The sequence below is a fragment of the Acinetobacter geminorum genome (assembly GCF_013009345.1).
GTDB classification, from domain to species: Bacteria; Pseudomonadota; Gammaproteobacteria; order Pseudomonadales; family Moraxellaceae; genus Acinetobacter; species Acinetobacter geminorum.
The window spans coordinates 125,963-142,512 of sequence record NZ_JABELE010000005.1 but is presented as its reverse complement, the minus strand read 5'-3'; the positions used below and the strand labels follow the sequence as shown (position 1 = coordinate 142,512).

The following is a 16,550-nucleotide window of genomic DNA, read 5'->3' as shown; positions in this document are numbered from 1 at the left end:
TAAGGTTTATGCAGTTTTTTAAATATTTAATAGGACTAAATTACTGAATATTTTGTTTCTGCTCGGCTTTAGTTTTTAGTAACGTTGGGGGTATGAAGCGCTCACCATATTTGGCAGCCAACTCTTCTGCGCGTTTTTGTGCTTTATCAGTACCATATTGATTTAGGAATTGAATTGCTCCTCCAGTCCAAGGTGCATAACCAATTCCAAAAATAGAACCGACATTGGCATCAATTACAGATTCCAGTACGCCTTCTTCATAACAACGTAAAGTATCTAAGGCCTGTACAAACAGAATGCGATCAATCATATCTTGTTCAGAAATATCATGATCTTTTTTCCAGCGGTTTAAGCCTTCCCATAAATGCTTTTTACCATTTTCAGGATATTCATAAAAACCAGCTCCAGCAGCTTTACCTTTACGGTTTAACTCATGAATCATGGTGTGAACCACTTCATCTACAGAAGTTTTAGGTAAATCTTTTCCTTCGGCTTGTAGAGCTTTGCGTGCTTCACTAGCAACATGTTCAGTTAATGTTAAAGATACTTCATCTTGAATAGCGAGGGGGCCAACTGGCATACCAGCTTTCAGTGCTGCCATTTCAATACGCGCTGGGTGGACACCTTCGGCAAGCAAGCGCATACCTTCTTGAATGAAAGTACCAAACACACGACTGGTAAAGAAACCACGGTTATCATTAACAACAATCGGTGTTTTTCCAATTTGTTGTACAAAGTCGTAAGCTTTGGCAAGTGTCTCTGCAGAGGTGTTTTTACCTTTAATAATCTCAACCAACTGCATTTTGTCGACAGGGCTAAAGAAATGCAGACCGATAAAAGCTTTATCATCCTTACTTGCCTGAGCTAAACCTGTAATTGGCAGGGTTGAGGTGTTTGATGCCATCACACCGTTAGGCGCTAGATATTGCTCGGCTTCTTGAGTGACTTTAGCTTTGAGTTCTTGATTTTCAAATACCGCTTCAATAATTAAATCACAACCTTGAAGATCTTGAGCGGAAGCTGTCGCCGTGATGAGAGATAAAATCTGATCACGTTTTTCTGCGGTCATGCGGCCTTGTGAAACACGTTTATCTAAGAGCTTTTGTGAGTAAGCTTTACCTTTCTCAGCATTTTCAACAGATACATCTTTAAGTACAACTGGAATGCCTTTAATGGCTGTTGAATAAGCAATACCTGCACCCATCATGCCTGCACCCAATACACCAACTTTAGTCGCTTGCCATTTTGGAACGTCGGCAGGACGACTAGCACCAGACTTAATTGCATTTAGACCATGCCAGAAAGTGCCGATCATATTTTTAGAAATTTGACCTGTTGTAAGCTGAGTAAAGTAGCGAGACTCGATGCGCAAGGCGGTATCGACATCAACTTGAGCACCTTCAACTGCGGCAGCCATAATCGCTTCAGGAGCAGGATAGCAGCCCTTGGTTTTGTCTTTTAACATGGCTGGTGCAATAGCGAGAACTTGTGCAACTGCCGGAGTTTTTGGATCACCACCCGGAATTTTATAACCCTTCACATCAAAAGGCTGTTGAGATTTTGGATTGGCTTTGATCCAAGCAATCGCTTTATCTAAAAGTTCTTGTTCATTTTCAGCTGTGTCATGAATTAAGCCTAAAGATTTGGCTTTATCGACACCGAACTGCTTACCTTCCATTAAAAATGGGAATGCATTTTGAAGACCAAGCAGACGGACCATACGTACAATACCACCGCCGCCCGGTAGTAAACCTAAGGTAACTTCTGGTAGGCCAAATTTGCTTTTTGGATCATTGATTGCAATACGGTGATGGCAACTTAATGCGATTTCCCATCCTCCGCCCAGTGCCGTGCCATTCAATGCTGCAACCACGGGAATCCCTAGTGTTTCAATCGTTCTTAGATGACCTTTTAACTTCTCAACCATATTGAAAAAGTCAGTTGCATGCTCAGGTTGAACTTGAATCAGTTCATCTAAATCACCACCAGCAAAGAAAGTTTTTTTTGCTGAGCGAAAAATAACACCTGAAAGCTCTGTTTCTGCTTTAAGTTTCTGGGTGACCTCATCAAGCGAGTCACGAAATTCTGCATTCATGGTATTTGCAGACTGACCAGTTGAATCAAGCGTTAAAATGACAATATTGTCGGCATTTTTTTCGTATTGAATTGCACTCATCTTTATATATCCCTAAATTTTTATACACGTTCAATAATGGTGGCAATACCCATACCACCGCCGACACAGAGCGTTGCTAAACCGCGTTTTTTATTTTGACGTTCAAGCTCATCAAGTAATGTACCCAAAATCATGGCACCGGTTGCTCCTAAGGGATGGCCTAAAGCAATCGCACCGCCATTTACGTTGACTTTTTCAGCAGGCACATTGAGCTCATTAATAAAACGCATCACGACAGCTGCAAATGCTTCGTTGACTTCAAATAGGTCAATATCATCAATTGTTAAACCAGCTTTTTCCAAAGCTTTGCGTGCGGCAGGGGCAGGGCCAGTCAGCATAATGGTTGGATCAGTACCGACTAATGCAGTCGCCAAAACTTTAGCGCGTGGTTTTAAGTTTTGTTCTTTCACTGCTTTTTCTGAAGCCAGTAAAACAAGAGCTGCTCCATCGACAATACCTGATGAGTTACCGGCATGATGAACATGATTTACTTTTTGTGCTTCTGGATATTTTTGCAGGGCAACAGCATCAAAGCCCATTTGCCCCATCATTTCAAAACTTGGGTTGAGCTTTGCTAACCCTTCAAGTGTGGTATTGCCTTTAATAAATTCATCTTTTTCTAAAATCACAACACCTGCGTGATCTTTGACTGGCACAACTGATTGATCGAAATAACCATTTGCTTGAGCTGCCGCTGCTTTTTGTTGTGACTTTACGGCAAAATTATCAACATCTTCTCGGCTATAGCCATCTAAGGTTGCAATGAGGTCAGCGCCGACACCTTGTGGAACAAAAGATGATTTAAGGTTGGTTTCCGGATCTAACGCCCACGGTCCGCCATCAGAACCCATTGGGATACGTGACATTGATTCAACGCCACCCGCAACCACTAAATCTTCCCAGCCAGAGCGAACTTTCATTGCTGCCATATTGACTGCTTCTAAACCTGATGCACAAAAGCGATTGATTTGCACCCCAGCAACATCATCATTCCAACCTGCTGCAATCGCTGCAGTTTTGGCAATATCACCACCTTGATCGCCAATTGGTGTTACACACCCCAAAATAATGTCATCGACTTTAGAGGTATCGAGTTGATGGCGTTGTTGTAATTCATTTAATAAGGTGGTCAGTAATGTAATTGGTTTTACTTCGTAAAGAGAGCCATCTTTTTTTCCTTTTCCGCGTGGGGTGCGAATGGCATCAATAATATAAGCCTCGCTCATAACAGTTCCTTTTTTATTACTTAAACTTTGTTGTGTTTTGAGTGTACTGGTTTTAAAAGGCAACGCAATGACGATAAGCGCACCAGTCACGTGATGATTTTTGCCAATAGAAATACAAAAAAAGCCCAAGTTGAACTTGGGCTAAATGTGAAACTTAAATAGATTTGAGAATTAGTGATAACCATGTAGCTGGCGATATAGGCCAGGTGTTACACCCGTCCACTTTTTAAATGCGCGGTGGAAGGTACTGGTTTCACTAAAGCCAACTTGTTGAGCAACATCTTCAAGTGTTAACTCAGGGTTGAGTAACAAGTGAATTGCAGCATCTCGGCGTAAAGCATCTTTTACACCTTGGTAGCTTTTACCTTCGGCGGCCAAGCGGCGGCGTAAGGTTTGAGGAGATAAATATAACATTGATGCAACGTCATTAAGCGTTGGCATTTCTTCACCAATTTGGCTTTTGAGTACTTCACGAATACGAGAAGTTAGCGAGTTGGTGTTTTTGAATTTCACTAAAAGCTGAGCAGGAGCTGCTTTCAAGAATTCTTCTAGCGTTTTTTCATCTTGGCGGATTGGTAAATCAAGATAATCAGCTGCAAATGTAATTTCAGTACGTGGTGCATCAAACTGCATGACTGGTGCAAAAAATAATGCATCATATTCATCTGCATGTGCAGGACGTGGATAGCTAAAATGAACGCGCTCTAATGGCAAACGGCGTTCAATCAACCATGATGCTAGACCGTGCCAAATCATGAGCATACTTTCAGTAATGAAATGGTCTGGATCTAAAGTTTTTGGAATGAGGGGAACTAGGCGTGCTTCATGTTTGTCACGCTCTAGAGTTACAGACCATTCATCGCCAAATAATTTGTAGAATTGAGATGACAATTCAAGGGCTTGGCCCAATGTTTTTGCGTGAATAATCAACTGACACATAATGGCAAAAGTGCCCAGACGACGCGGTTGTACGTCAAATCCAACGTGTTCATCCTGTGTGACCATCCACAACATTTTTATAAATCGAGTGTATTGTTCTGGTGAGATTCGAGCTTTAGGTTGACGTAATAATTCCGCTTCAATACCCACATGTGAAAGGAGCATTTCAACATCCATGCCAAGGCGTTTTACGCCTGTCAAAGCCGCATTCACGAAGTGGATGCTAATCGTATCGCGACTCATATTGAATCCTTCAGTCTCTTTGATGTTCACTTTAAATTGACCTAAATGACCGTCTAAAAAAATAAATTGGCGATTTACAACAGAGTAAAAGCACTTTTTACATGTTAAATTGCCGAAATGATCAAGGTAAATGGCTGAACATGACATTGTTTTAGAATATTTGCTTAACTAATATAAAAGAAAATTCGAATAATAGTGGTTAAAAATACGATGACGACAGCATTAAATGGACTTAAAGTTCTCGATTTCTCGACGCTCTTACCTGGGCCTTTTGCCACAATGTATTTAGCCGATATGGGGGCAGAAGTCATCCATATTGAATCTCCATCACGTCCTGATTTAATTCGAATCATGCCGCCATACGCAAATGGTCAAGCAACAGCACATAGTTATCTAAACCGAAATAAACAGTCGATTGTTCTCGATTTAAAGGATAAGGCGAGTATTGATCTGATTAAAACCAAAATTTCTGAGTTTGATATTGTCATAGAGCAGTTCCGACCTGATGTCATGCGCCGTCTAGGATTAGACTACGCGACACTTGCCGAAATTAACCCGCGTCTCATTTATTGTTCAATTACAGGATATGGACAAACAGGAAGCTATAAAGACAGGGCTGGGCATGACATTAACTATTTAGCTTTAGCTGGTATTGCTGGATATAGCGGCCGACAAGACAGTGGTCCGCCACCGCTCGGTATTCAGGTTGCAGACATTGCAGGTGGTTCACTTCATGCTGTCATTGCGATTTTAGCTGCGGTCGTCGAACGCGGACGTAGTGGAATGGGACAATATATTGATATTTCTATGACTGATTGTGTTGCTAGCCTAAATAGTATGGCGGCATCCGCCACACTTGCTGCACAGGTTGAACAGGCACCAGAGCATGGCATGCTCAATGGCGGCATTTTCTATGACTATTATATGACTCAAGATGGCCGTTATTTTTCAATAGGTAGTCTTGAACCACAATTTATGTCTGGTTTATCAGTGGCGCTTGATTTGCCTTTATTATTACAAAAAGGCGCTTCCTTAGATGTAGAAGACCGACAGGAAGTTAAACAAGCCATTCAAGAGAAAATCAAAACGAAATCATTTAAAGAATGGCATGAAATTTTTGCAAATCTTGATGTGTGTGTAGAACCTGTTTTAAGCCTAACAGAGTCCTTAAACTCGCCTTTAGCACAAGAACGTGGATGGATTGTGGATGTACCTTTGCAAAATAATGCGACGGTTACAGAACCACAATTGGCTTGTCCAATTAAGTTTTCAAGATCGGAAATGAGATATTCCTTTATTGGTCAAAAACTTGGTGAAGGGCAGTGGTAAACAGCTGAGGCCATTTTTCATACAATGTGTATTAAGATTATTATTAGATTAATCAATTGATTAACATTTTGAATAATTTCTTTACATAAAATTAGCGTACCCTTAATAAACAAAGACATAAAAGGTATGTAAACATGAAAACACATAAATCCTTGATGGCTTCCTGTTTATCCGTTTTATCAATTACTCTTTTTATACAGCATGCACAAGCTGCTGCTGCATTCGACCCAAATAGTCCTTGGATGTTGGGTGATTGGAACGGTCAACGCACCGCGTTACAAGCACAAGGTTATGATTTTTCTTTTGGATATACCGGCGAATATGCCGGTATTTTAGATTCAAAAAATACATCTACTCATGGTAGTGCTTATACGGGGCAACTGGCATTAGGAACTCATTTTGATCTAAATAAAATTTTAGGTTGGCAAGATACTGAAGCTCAAATCACATTAACATATCGTGATGGACAGTCCCTTTCTGAACATTCACCAGCTTTAGCAGGGCACTTAAGCTCAGTACAAGAAGTGTGGGGGCGTGAGCAAACTTGGCGTTTAACCGATTTATGGATTAAGAAAAAATTCATGGATCAAAAATTAGACGTTAAAGTTGGTCGTTTTGGTGAAGGTGAAGACTTTAACAGTTTTGACTGTGATTTCCAGAACTTGGCACTTTGTGGTTCGCAAGTCGGTAACTGGGTGGGTGATCAGTGGTATAACTGGCCGGTTAGCCAATGGGCAATGCGTGTTAAATATAACTTGCAACCTGACTTATATACTCAAGTTGGTGTATATGAATATAACCCAGAAAATCTGGAGCGAGGCAAAGGTTTTAACTTAAGTACTGATGGTTCTCACGGTGCAATTATTCCTGCCGAAGTGGTTTGGTCACCTAAATTAGGTGCTCAAAGTATGGCGGGTGAATACCGTTTAGGTTATTACTACAGCACTGCTGATGCAAAAGAAATTGCGGATGAAACCAAAAACTCTCATAAACAAGGTGTTTGGGTAACTGCAAAACAAAAATTATTCCAGCCTGCTGATCAAACAGATCGCGGTTTAACAGGTTTTGTGAACCTGACTTTCCACGACTCTGATACCAACAAAATTGATAACATGCAAAATGTAGGCTTGGTCTATAAAGGTTTGCTCAATCAACGTCCTCAAGATGAATTGGCACTCGGTGTTGCTCGTATCCATATCAATGATGACTGGAACGATGTTCAAACTAAAGAATATGACACCGAATACAATACCGAGCTTTACTACGGTATTCATGCCACTAACTGGTTAACTATTCGTCCAAATGTGCAATATGTTCGTCATGTTGGCGCATTAAAAAATGGTGATAACACTTGGGTTGGCGGTATTAAATTCTCAACTGCATTCTAAGCGTAATTACTCCGAAAAACGGATTGTCGAGGGCTAACTCATTAATTGAATTATCCTGACCTTCCGTTTTTTCTTGATGCCTGAATTTGTTTTAGATGTATTGGTGATGCCATTTTTCTATAAGGTTCTTGGCACATCTTTCCTATAAAAATGATGATTGATAAGAGGTGGTTTATGAATCAACCTACTTCAAGATCAGGTTTAACGACTTTTACCGTAATTATTATTGGGTTACTGGCGTTATTCCTGTTAATTGGAGGTATTTGGCTCGCTACACTAGGCGGTTCAATTTACTACATTATAGCTGGAGTATTACTCCTCATTGTTGCATGGCAACTCTACAAGCGTGCTTCTACTGCTTTATGGGTTTATGCTGCATTAATGCTAGGTACCATTATCTGGAGTGTCTGGGAAGTTGGTACAGACTTTTGGGCGCTTGCACCACGTTTAGATATTTTAGGTATTCTTGGTTTATGGTTATTGGTTCCGGCTGTAACTCGTGGAATCAACAACCTTGGATCAAGTAAGGTTGCCTTATCTTCAACTTTAGCAATTGCAATCGTGTTGATGGTTTATTCTATCTTCAATGACCCGCAAGAAATTAATGGTGAAATCAAAACACCTCAACCAGAAACAGCTCAAGCCGTGCCTGGTGTTGCTGAAAGTGATTGGCCAGCTTATGGTCGTACTCAGGCAGGTGTGCGTTATTCTCCATTGAAACAGATCAATGATCAGAACGTAAAAGACTTGAAAGTTGCTTGGACTTTTCGTACTGGTGATTTAAAAACAGATAACGACTCTGGCGAAACGACTAATCAGGTTACACCGATTAAAATCGGTAATAACATGTTTATCTGTACAGCTCACCAGCAGTTAATTGCGATTGATCCTGCTACAGGTAAAGAAAAATGGCGTTTTGATCCGAAACTTAAAACGGATAAATCATTCCAGCATTTAACTTGTCGTGGTGTAATGTATTACGATGCAAACAACACAACTGAATTTGCGACAAGCTTACAAACTAAAAAGTCGACTTCAACTCAATGTCCACGTAAAGTCTTTGTTCCAGTCAATGATGGACGTTTAGTTGCTGTAAATGCTGACACAGGTAAAGCATGTACTGACTTTGGTCAAAATGGTGAAGTGAATTTACAAGAATTCATGCCATATGCTTATCCAGGTGGTTATAACCCAACATCTCCAGGTGTTGTTACTGGTTCAACAGTGGTTATTGCCGGTTCGGTTACCGACAACTATTCAAATAAAGAGCCATCAGGTGTTATCCGTGGATATGACGTAAACACTGGTAAGCTTCTTTGGGTATTTGATACTGGTGCAGCAGATCCAAATGCAATGCCAGGTGAAGGTACAACCTTTGTTCATAACTCACCAAATGCGTGGGCGCCTTTAGCATACGATGCAAAACTTGATATCGTTTATGTACCAACAGGTGTAGGTACACCAGACATCTGGGGTGGTGACCGTACCGAGTTGAAAGAGCGTTATGCAAACTCAATGTTAGCGATTAATGCTTCTACTGGTAAATTAGTGTGGAACTTCCAAACAACCCATCACGATTTATGGGATATGGACGTACCATCACAACCATCTTTAGCTGATATCAAAAACAAAGCTGGCCAAACTGTTCCTGCAATCTATGTATTGACGAAAACAGGTAATGCCTTTGTGCTTGATCGCCGTAATGGTCAACCGATTGTTCCTGTAACTGAGAAACCAGTTCCACAAACAGTTAAACGTGGACCACAAACTAAAGGTGAGTTCTATTCAAAAACTCAGCCATTCTCTGACTTGAACTTGGCACCACAAGATAAATTGACTGATAAAGACATGTGGGGTGCCACTATGCTTGATCAGCTCATGTGTCGTGTATCTTTCAAACGTCTAAATTATGATGGTATTTATACTCCACCATCTGAAAACGGTACTTTAGTTTTCCCTGGTAACTTGGGTGTGTTTGAATGGGGCGGTATGTCAGTTAACCCTGATCGTCAGGTTGCTGTAATGAACCCGATTGGTCTGCCATTCGTAAGTCGTTTAATTCCTGCTGATCCAAACCGTGCACAAACTGCAAAAGGTGCAGGAACTGAACAGGGCGTACAACCGATGTACGGCGTACCGTATGGTGTTGAAATTAGCGCATTCTTATCTCCGCTTGGTTTACCTTGTAAGCAACCGGCTTGGGGATATGTAGCTGGCGTTGATTTGAAAACTCATGAAGTGGTATGGAAAAAACGTATCGGTACAATTCGTGACAGCTTGCCGAACTTGTTCCAGTTACCAGCTGTGAAAATTGGTGTGCCTGGTTTAGGTGGTTCAATTTCTACTGCCGGTAATGTCATGTTTGTTGGTGCAACTCAAGATAACTACTTACGTGCGTTTAACGTCACGAATGGTAAGAAACTTTGGGAAGCGCGTTTACCAGCAGGTGGACAAGCAACACCAATGACTTATGAAATCAATGGTAAGCAATATGTCGTAATCATGGCTGGTGGTCATGGTTCATTTGGTACGAAAATGGGCGACTATTTAGTGGCTTATGCTTTACCAGATAACAAATAAAAAGCTTTTATAGAAAGGGCCTGGATTTATCCGGGCTTTTTTATGTCGATTTATATTAAAGCTTATCAATAAAACCGCTATTAAATATGCAAAAAAAGCATTTTATTGATGAATAAAAGCTCGCTATGCTATCCGACTTAATAATGAATCTACTAGCCATACGCCATGTATTTATATACCGATTTCGACCAGCAGCTGGTTAATGAACGAGTTGCTCAGTTCCGTGATCAAACAGAACGCTATTTAGCTGGCAAACTTTCTGAAGATGAATATCGTCCATTACGTTTGCAAAATGGTTTATATGTGCAACGTTATGCGCCTATGCTGCGTATAGCTGTGCCGTATGGCTTAATGAATTCTAAACAATTACGTAAAGTTGCCGAAGTTTCAACTGCTTATGACCGTGGTTATGCACATGTATCTACGCGTCAAAACATTCAATTAAACTGGCCAGCACTTGAAGATGTGCCAGACATTTTGGCTGAACTTGCAACTGTACAAATGCATGCCATTCAAACCAGTGGTAACTGTATTCGTAACACGACAACTGACCAATATGCAGGTGTGGTTGCTGGTGAAATTGCAGACCCACGTCCAACATGTGAGTTGATTCGTCAGTGGAGTACATTCCACCCAGAATTTGCATTCTTACCACGTAAGTTCAAAATTGCTGTTTCTGCACTTGAAGAAAAAGATCGTGCGGCAACTGCATTCCACGATATTGGTGTTTATATCGTGCGTAATGAAGCGGGTGAAATCGGCTACAAAATTATGGCTGGTGGTGGTTTAGGCCGTACCCCAATCATCGGTAGCGTTATCCGTGAGTTTTTACCACGTGAAGATTTAATTGCTTACTTAGAAGCGGTTTTACGTGTTTATAACTTGCATGGTCGTCGTGATAACAAATATAAAGCGCGTATCAAAATTCTAGTTAAGGCATTAACTCCTGAAGTGTTTGCACAAAAAGTTGAAGCTGAATTCGAACATACACGTGAAGCATTGAAGATTCAGCCAGAAATCTTGAAAAAACTGGATGAAGAATTCACACCGTTTGACTATCAAGATTTAGCAGATGAAGACTTCACAGCTTTATTTGCTGAGCATCCAAAATTCAAACAATGGTTTAATATCAACACACATGCGCATAAAGTGAAGGGCTATCGTATTGTTACGATTTCTCTAAAACGTGCAGGTATCGCACCAGGCGATATGACCACTGAAGAAATGAACTTTATTGCAGACCTTGCTGATAAATATACATTCGGTGAACTTCGCACGACTCACGAACAAAACATTGCTTTGGCAGATGTACCTCAAAAAGATTTGTTTGATGTATGGCAAGCGCTTGAACAACAAAATATGGCGCGTGCACATATTGGTTTTATTACCGATATCATTAGTTGCCCGGGCGGTGATTTCTGTTCGCTTGCAAATGCAAAATCAATTCCAATTGCTGAAGCAATTACACGTCGTTTTGATGACTTAGACAAAGTTTATGATCTTGGTCATTTAGATCTAAATATTTCTGGTTGTATGAATGCTTGTGGTCATCACCACGTAGGTAACATCGGTATTTTAGGTGTAGATAAGAAAGGCGCTGAATTCTACCAAATTACATTAGGTGGTAATTCTGATCATGATGCATCAATCGGTGACATCTTAGGGCCATCATTTGCAGCAGATGCTGTGCCTGATGTCATTGAGGAAGTATTAAATACTTATCTTGATTTGCGTACTGAAGGTGAACGTTTTGTTGATACGTATCGCCGTGTAGGAATTCAACCATTTAAGGAGCGTGCATATGCTTAATACAGCTCTACCAGTGCTTTATAAAGATGGCACGATTGCAGATAATACTTATCAAATCATTGCTGAAGATGGTGTTATTCCCCAAGGTGATGTTGTGGTTACAACAGCTCAACTCGATCAATTAGCTAACGTTCAAGGCAAAAAAGCTTTGTATGTGACCGTAAATGATTCACCAGAAGAGCACACATTTCCATTAAGTGAACTTGATGCAATCTTCATTGAGTTTGCAGGTTTTGGTGATGGTCGTGGTTATTCATTCGCTGCACTATTGCGTCGCCAAGGTTTCCAAGGTGAATTGCGTGCAACTGGTGATGTGTTTAAGGATGTTCTAAATTACTTAAAACGTTCAGGTTTTGATAGTTTTGTAATTAAAGAGGGTAAAGATGTGCAAGAAGCGGCAGCTGGTTTGCAAGACTTTACCAACCCATACCAAGCTTCAACAGCCGTACCGCAAGCAAGTTATCAAACTGGCGCTTAAATAGTTTTTAAATATAAAGGCTGAACTCAGGTTCAGCTTTTTTTATGAATAATTTTTAAATGACTCAACTGAAGAACAAAAATGTTTGGTTTAATTTCAAAAATAAATCCTGGTGCTTGGTGGCTACTTTTTGCTATTGCGACAGATGTACTCTCAACATTTTATTCTGCTAAGGGGAATGGCTTAGTCAATAAAACAGCGCAGGGCATTGCTCTGGTTTTGTATATTATTTCTTTTGCATGTGCTGCTATTGCTTTGAAATATATGCAAGCTGGAATCTTATATGTGCTTTGGTCTGGGATAGGTGTATTAGCAACAGCTTTTTTGGCGAAGATTTTTCTTGGTCAGAATATTGATGTGGCAGGATGGGTGGGAATTGGTTTTATTACTGTAGGTTTAATGATTATTGCGCAATATTCCAATATCGATGTTTAAAGCCCTTATAGAAATAGTAAGTATTTCTATAAGGGCTAAATATTAAAAATATTAGGTGTCAAGCTGGCAGTTAATCATCCACTTTATACCGAACTGATCGGTAAAAGCGCCATACAATGCGCCCCAGAAAGTTTTTTCTAAAGGCATTTCAATTTGACCATTAACAGATAAAGCATCAAAAAGTTGTTTTGCTTTTTCTTGCTCATCTTTTTCAAGATTGATCGAGATGTAGTGATTATTTCCTTGGGTAAAAACGCTGTTAGGGGCACAGAACTGATCATTAGTATCCGAGGCCATAAGCACAGTGTATTCATTAATTGGTAGAGACACATGCAGAACTAGATTTTTGTCAGCTTCAGATAGAGTCACGCCCTCGGTAGGTGGCATATCACCATATCGGCTTAACATACCGAATTCACCGCCAAATACTGACTTATAAAAATTAAAAGCTTGCTCTGCCTGACCTTGGAAATTGAGATAGTGATTGAGTTGCATTGTTATTGTCCATTGTTGTTTTCGTTTAAAGGAATAAGTTAAAACTTAAAAGTGATTTTGTGGGTCATTTTTTGTAGTTTTTTCATAAAAAATCCCACCGAAGTGGGATTTAAAAATAATGAGTCTGGATTAAATGAGTTCAATTGCAACCGCTGTTGCCTCACCACCACCGATACAGAGTGCAGCAATACCTTTTTTACCGCCAGTACGTTTGAGTGCGTGAATAAGAGTAAGAATAATACGAGAACCCGTAGAACCTACTGGATGACCTAGGGCGCAAGCACCACCATTAATATTCACTTTCTCAGCATCAAGTTTGAAATCATCAATTGGACACATTGTAACCATAGCAAAAGCTTCGTTAATTTCCCAAAGATCGACGTCTTGAGCATTCCATCCCGCTTTTTTAAGAACTTTTTCAATAGCACCAACTGGAGCGATCGTAAATTCTGAAGGATGCTGAGAGTTTGAAGCTGTCGCGATAATTTTCGCAAGTGGTTGTAAACTGCGCTGTGCTGCAACTTCACTTGAAGTTAATACCAATGCAGACGCACCATCCGAAATAGAACTTGCATTCGCCGCGGTAATTGTACCGTCTTTTGCAAAAGCTGGTTTGAGTGAAGGAATTTTATCAATTTTAGCATTTAAAGGTTGTTCATCCTGATCAACAACGACGTCACCTTTACGACTAGGTACGGTAACTGGAACGATTTCATCTTTGAAATAGCCTTCAGTAATTGCTGTTTGAGCACGTTTCAAAGAGCGAATCGCAAAGTCATCCATTTGTTCACGTGTATAGCCACGAGTATTGGCCATATCTTGAGCAAACGAACCCATTAAACGCCCCGTTTCAGCATCTTCAAGCCCGTCAAAGAACATATGATCTTTAATTTCACCATGGCCCATACGGTAGCCAGCTCGTGCTTTTGGTAAAACATAAGGTGCATTTGTCATAGACTCCATACCGCCAGCAACAACAACTTCAGCACTACCTGCTTTAATCATATCAGCGGCTTGCATAACAGCTTTCATGCCAGAGCCACACAGCTTGTTAATCGTTACAGCACCTGTAGAATCTGGTAAGCCAGCTTTACGCATTGCTTGACGAGCAGGGCCTTGTTTTAGGCCAGCAGGAAGAACACAGCCCATAATAACTTCTTCGACATCAGTAGGCTGTAAACCTGCTCGTGCGATAGCTTCTTTAATCGTTACAGCACCTAACTCAGGCGCTGTAAGTCCTGATAGTGATCCTTGAAAACCACCCATGGCAGTACGAGCACCATTCACAATTACGATGTCAGTCATTGTTGTAATCTCCGATTGTTCTTAATCTCAAAATAAGAAATGTTTAAAACCTAGGCAGTATATTGCAAAAATTAAAGAGAGATATCTTCTGCATTAGACTGTAGAGTTCTAACAATTTTTAATGTCTTCTAAACGCGTGTGTCCCATTTTACTGAGGACTAATTTAAAGTTTTTAAGCTGATTATAAGAACAATAAGTAAAAGTACCGTTAGATTCACGTGGGAGTCCTGTGTCGCCCTGAAATACAATACTATTTAATTTTTTTCCAAATTTTTGAAATTTTAAAGAACCATAATGATGGTCAAGTTCAATGTTGGTTAATATTTCTTCATTATTTTCTCTTTGTAGATTCTGATTCGTGTCTACAAAGCTTATAAGACTTGTATCCCAGTTGCTATTACATGTAGACAAATCAACACTTGGGCAAAGTACGACACTCTTATGTCGTAGAATTGCGTCGTATTTGGCTTTTTGTATATGAATTGTGAGTAGTCGAGAGGAATTTTTTAATTCTACAGAAGCCATAAATTGATGGTATAAAGGTAGCGCTATAGCGACCATAATCATAAAAATTGCGAGCGTTATAGCGAGTTCCACCAACGTGAAACCGGGAGATTTAAACATTAAAATTCCTTAATATATAAAGAAATATTTTGATTTTATGTTTTCTATCAATGATTTATAATGATTTTTATAGTGAGGAAACACAAAATTAAATAAAGGTTATCAGGATGCTAGAATACTGGTAAAATCACCGTAAGCGAAACAAAGAAGCTGTTCATATTTGCTAGTTGAGTGAAAAATTACCGAATTACAACGGAAATTGTAAGTAATTTTGTCAATAATTTACTTGATTAAAATTATCAAGCACTTGGAAAGTCTATCAAGTGTTTGTATGATTCAAATGTGAATAGCTTAAAAATAATACTGGGGTAAAAATATCTCAGGGGCCAATAAATTTAGGCTGAGCTTGAACAACAATTGTTATCTCTGGAGGATATCCATGAAATTGAGTCGTATTGCACTTGCTATGCTTGTCGCTGCTCCATTAGCTGCTGCTAATGCGGGCGTAACTGTTACTCCTTTACTAGTAGGTTATACTTGGCAGGATAGTGAACACAACAACGATAAATTAACAAGTCATGCTGAATTACAAGATGATTTATTCGTTGGTGCTGCACTAGGTGTTGAATTAACTCCTTGGTTAGGTTTCGAAGCTGAATATAACCAAGTTAAAGGTGATCTTGAAGGTACTGGCGTAGCTGGTTCTGAATATAAGCAAAAAACTATTGCTGGTAACTTCTACGCTACCTCAGATTTAATCACTAAAAACTACGACAGCAAATTCAAGCCGTATGTATTATTAGGTGCAGGTCAAACTAAAACTGAGTTTGATGGTATCTATGAAGACAAGAAAGATACTATCGGTAATGCCGGTGTAGGTGCTTTCTATCGTTTGAATGATGCATTATCACTTCGTACAGAAGCTCGTGGTACTTATGATTTTGATGAGAAATACTGGCGTTATACAGCTCTTGCTGGTTTGAACGTAGTTCTTGGTGGTCACTTGAAGCCTGCTGCTCCTGTAGTAGAAGTTGCTCCAGTTGAACCAACTCCAGTTGCTCCACAACCACAAGAGTTAACTGAAGACCTTAACATGGAACTTCGTGTGTTCTTTGATACTAACAAATCAAACATCAAAGACCAATACAAACCAGAAATCGCTAAAGTTGCTGAGAAGTTAACTGAATACCCTAACGCTACTGCACGTATCGAAGGTCACACAGATAACACTGGTCCACGTAAGTTGAACGAACGTTTATCTTTAGCTCGTGCTAACTCTGTTAAATCAGCTCTTGTAAACGAATACAACGTTGATGCATCTCGTTTGTCTACTCAAGGTTTCGCTTGGGATCAACCGATTGCTGACAACAAAACTAAAGAAGGTCGTGCTATGAACCGTCGTGTATTCGCGACAATCACTGGTAGCCGTACTGTAGTTGTTCAACCTGGTCAACAAGCTCAATAATTTGAGTTTTTGAACAGTAAAAAAGCGACTCGTTAGAGTCGCTTTTTTTATTGCAATTTTTAAAATATTGAGTCATTTCTATGTCTCCTTAATAATTACTTTCGATCTTGGTTTAAAT

The 16,550-nt window shown here is 39.9% G+C and carries 13 protein-coding genes; 7 read left to right on the top strand and 6 right to left on the bottom strand.

The annotated features are described in order from the left end of the window. Positions 1 to 40: 40 nt before the first annotated feature. From HJG58_RS06540 to HJG58_RS06530, 3 genes are all read right to left on the bottom strand, one after another. A complete protein-coding gene (locus tag HJG58_RS06540; protein WP_170248316.1) occupies positions 41 to 2,176 on the bottom strand; it encodes a 3-hydroxyacyl-CoA dehydrogenase NAD-binding domain-containing protein in 2,136 nt (711 codons plus the stop codon). A gap of 20 nt (positions 2,177 to 2,196) precedes the next feature. Beyond that, the gene (locus HJG58_RS06535) at positions 2,197 to 3,402 is read right to left on the bottom strand and encodes an acetyl-CoA C-acetyltransferase (RefSeq protein WP_216076527.1); all 1,206 of its coding nucleotides are present in this window, start codon (positions 3,400 to 3,402) and stop codon (positions 2,197 to 2,199) included. A gap of 171 nt (positions 3,403 to 3,573) precedes the next feature. Then, on the bottom strand, positions 3,574 to 4,584 hold the full coding sequence (locus HJG58_RS06530) for an AraC family transcriptional regulator (protein ID WP_002116561.1): 1,011 nt from the start codon (positions 4,582 to 4,584) through the stop codon (positions 3,574 to 3,576). A 210-nt stretch (positions 4,585 to 4,794) separates the two neighbouring features. Between HJG58_RS06530 and HJG58_RS06525 the strand changes: the two genes are divergently transcribed. From HJG58_RS06525 to HJG58_RS06500, 6 genes are all read left to right on the top strand, one after another. Continuing rightward, entirely contained in the window at positions 4,795 to 5,913 is a 1,119-nt protein-coding gene (locus tag HJG58_RS06525) for a CaiB/BaiF CoA transferase family protein (protein WP_170248315.1), read from the top strand. Positions 5,914 to 6,068: 155 nt separating this feature from the next. Continuing rightward, positions 6,069 to 7,301: a carbohydrate porin gene (locus HJG58_RS06520; protein WP_080612991.1), complete on the top strand. Its 1,233-nt coding sequence runs from the start codon at positions 6,069 to 6,071 to the stop codon at positions 7,299 to 7,301. 174 nt (positions 7,302 to 7,475) lie between these two features. Then, a complete protein-coding gene (locus HJG58_RS06515) occupies positions 7,476 to 9,881 on the top strand; it encodes a glucose/quinate/shikimate family membrane-bound PQQ-dependent dehydrogenase (protein WP_170248314.1) in 2,406 nt (801 codons plus the stop codon). 165 nt (positions 9,882 to 10,046) lie between these two features. Next, positions 10,047 to 11,690, top strand: a complete 1,644-nt coding sequence (locus HJG58_RS06510) for a nitrite/sulfite reductase (RefSeq protein WP_004789205.1) — start codon at positions 10,047 to 10,049, stop codon at positions 11,688 to 11,690. Beyond that, a complete protein-coding gene (locus HJG58_RS06505; protein WP_002116122.1) occupies positions 11,683 to 12,168 on the top strand; it encodes a DUF934 domain-containing protein in 486 nt (161 codons plus the stop codon). The genes HJG58_RS06510 and HJG58_RS06505 overlap by 8 nt, the downstream gene beginning before the upstream one ends. 81 nt (positions 12,169 to 12,249) lie before the next feature. Continuing rightward, positions 12,250 to 12,603: a DMT family transporter gene (locus tag HJG58_RS06500; protein WP_017385603.1), complete on the top strand. Its 354-nt coding sequence runs from the start codon at positions 12,250 to 12,252 to the stop codon at positions 12,601 to 12,603. A 51-nt stretch (positions 12,604 to 12,654) separates the two neighbouring features. Here the strand turns inward: HJG58_RS06500 and HJG58_RS06495 are convergent, their stop codons facing one another. The 3 genes from HJG58_RS06495 to HJG58_RS06485 form a co-directional block, all read right to left on the bottom strand. Next, the gene (locus HJG58_RS06495; RefSeq protein ID WP_017392465.1) at positions 12,655 to 13,098 is read right to left on the bottom strand and encodes a VOC family protein; all 444 of its coding nucleotides are present in this window, start codon (positions 13,096 to 13,098) and stop codon (positions 12,655 to 12,657) included. 129 nt (positions 13,099 to 13,227) lie between these two features. After that, entirely contained in the window at positions 13,228 to 14,403 is a 1,176-nt protein-coding gene (locus HJG58_RS06490; protein WP_170248313.1) for a thiolase family protein, read from the bottom strand. A gap of 108 nt (positions 14,404 to 14,511) precedes the next feature. Then, positions 14,512 to 15,027 (bottom strand): GspH/FimT family pseudopilin, encoded by a 516-nt coding sequence (locus tag HJG58_RS06485; RefSeq protein ID WP_170248312.1) that lies wholly within the window; start codon positions 15,025 to 15,027, stop codon positions 14,512 to 14,514. Positions 15,028 to 15,406: 379 nt separating this feature from the next. On the opposite strand from HJG58_RS06485, the gene omp38 reads away from it, so the two are divergent. Continuing rightward, positions 15,407 to 16,432: an outer membrane protein Omp38 gene (omp38, locus tag HJG58_RS06480; RefSeq protein ID WP_170248311.1), complete on the top strand. Its 1,026-nt coding sequence runs from the start codon at positions 15,407 to 15,409 to the stop codon at positions 16,430 to 16,432. Positions 16,433 to 16,550 lie beyond the last annotated feature (118 nt).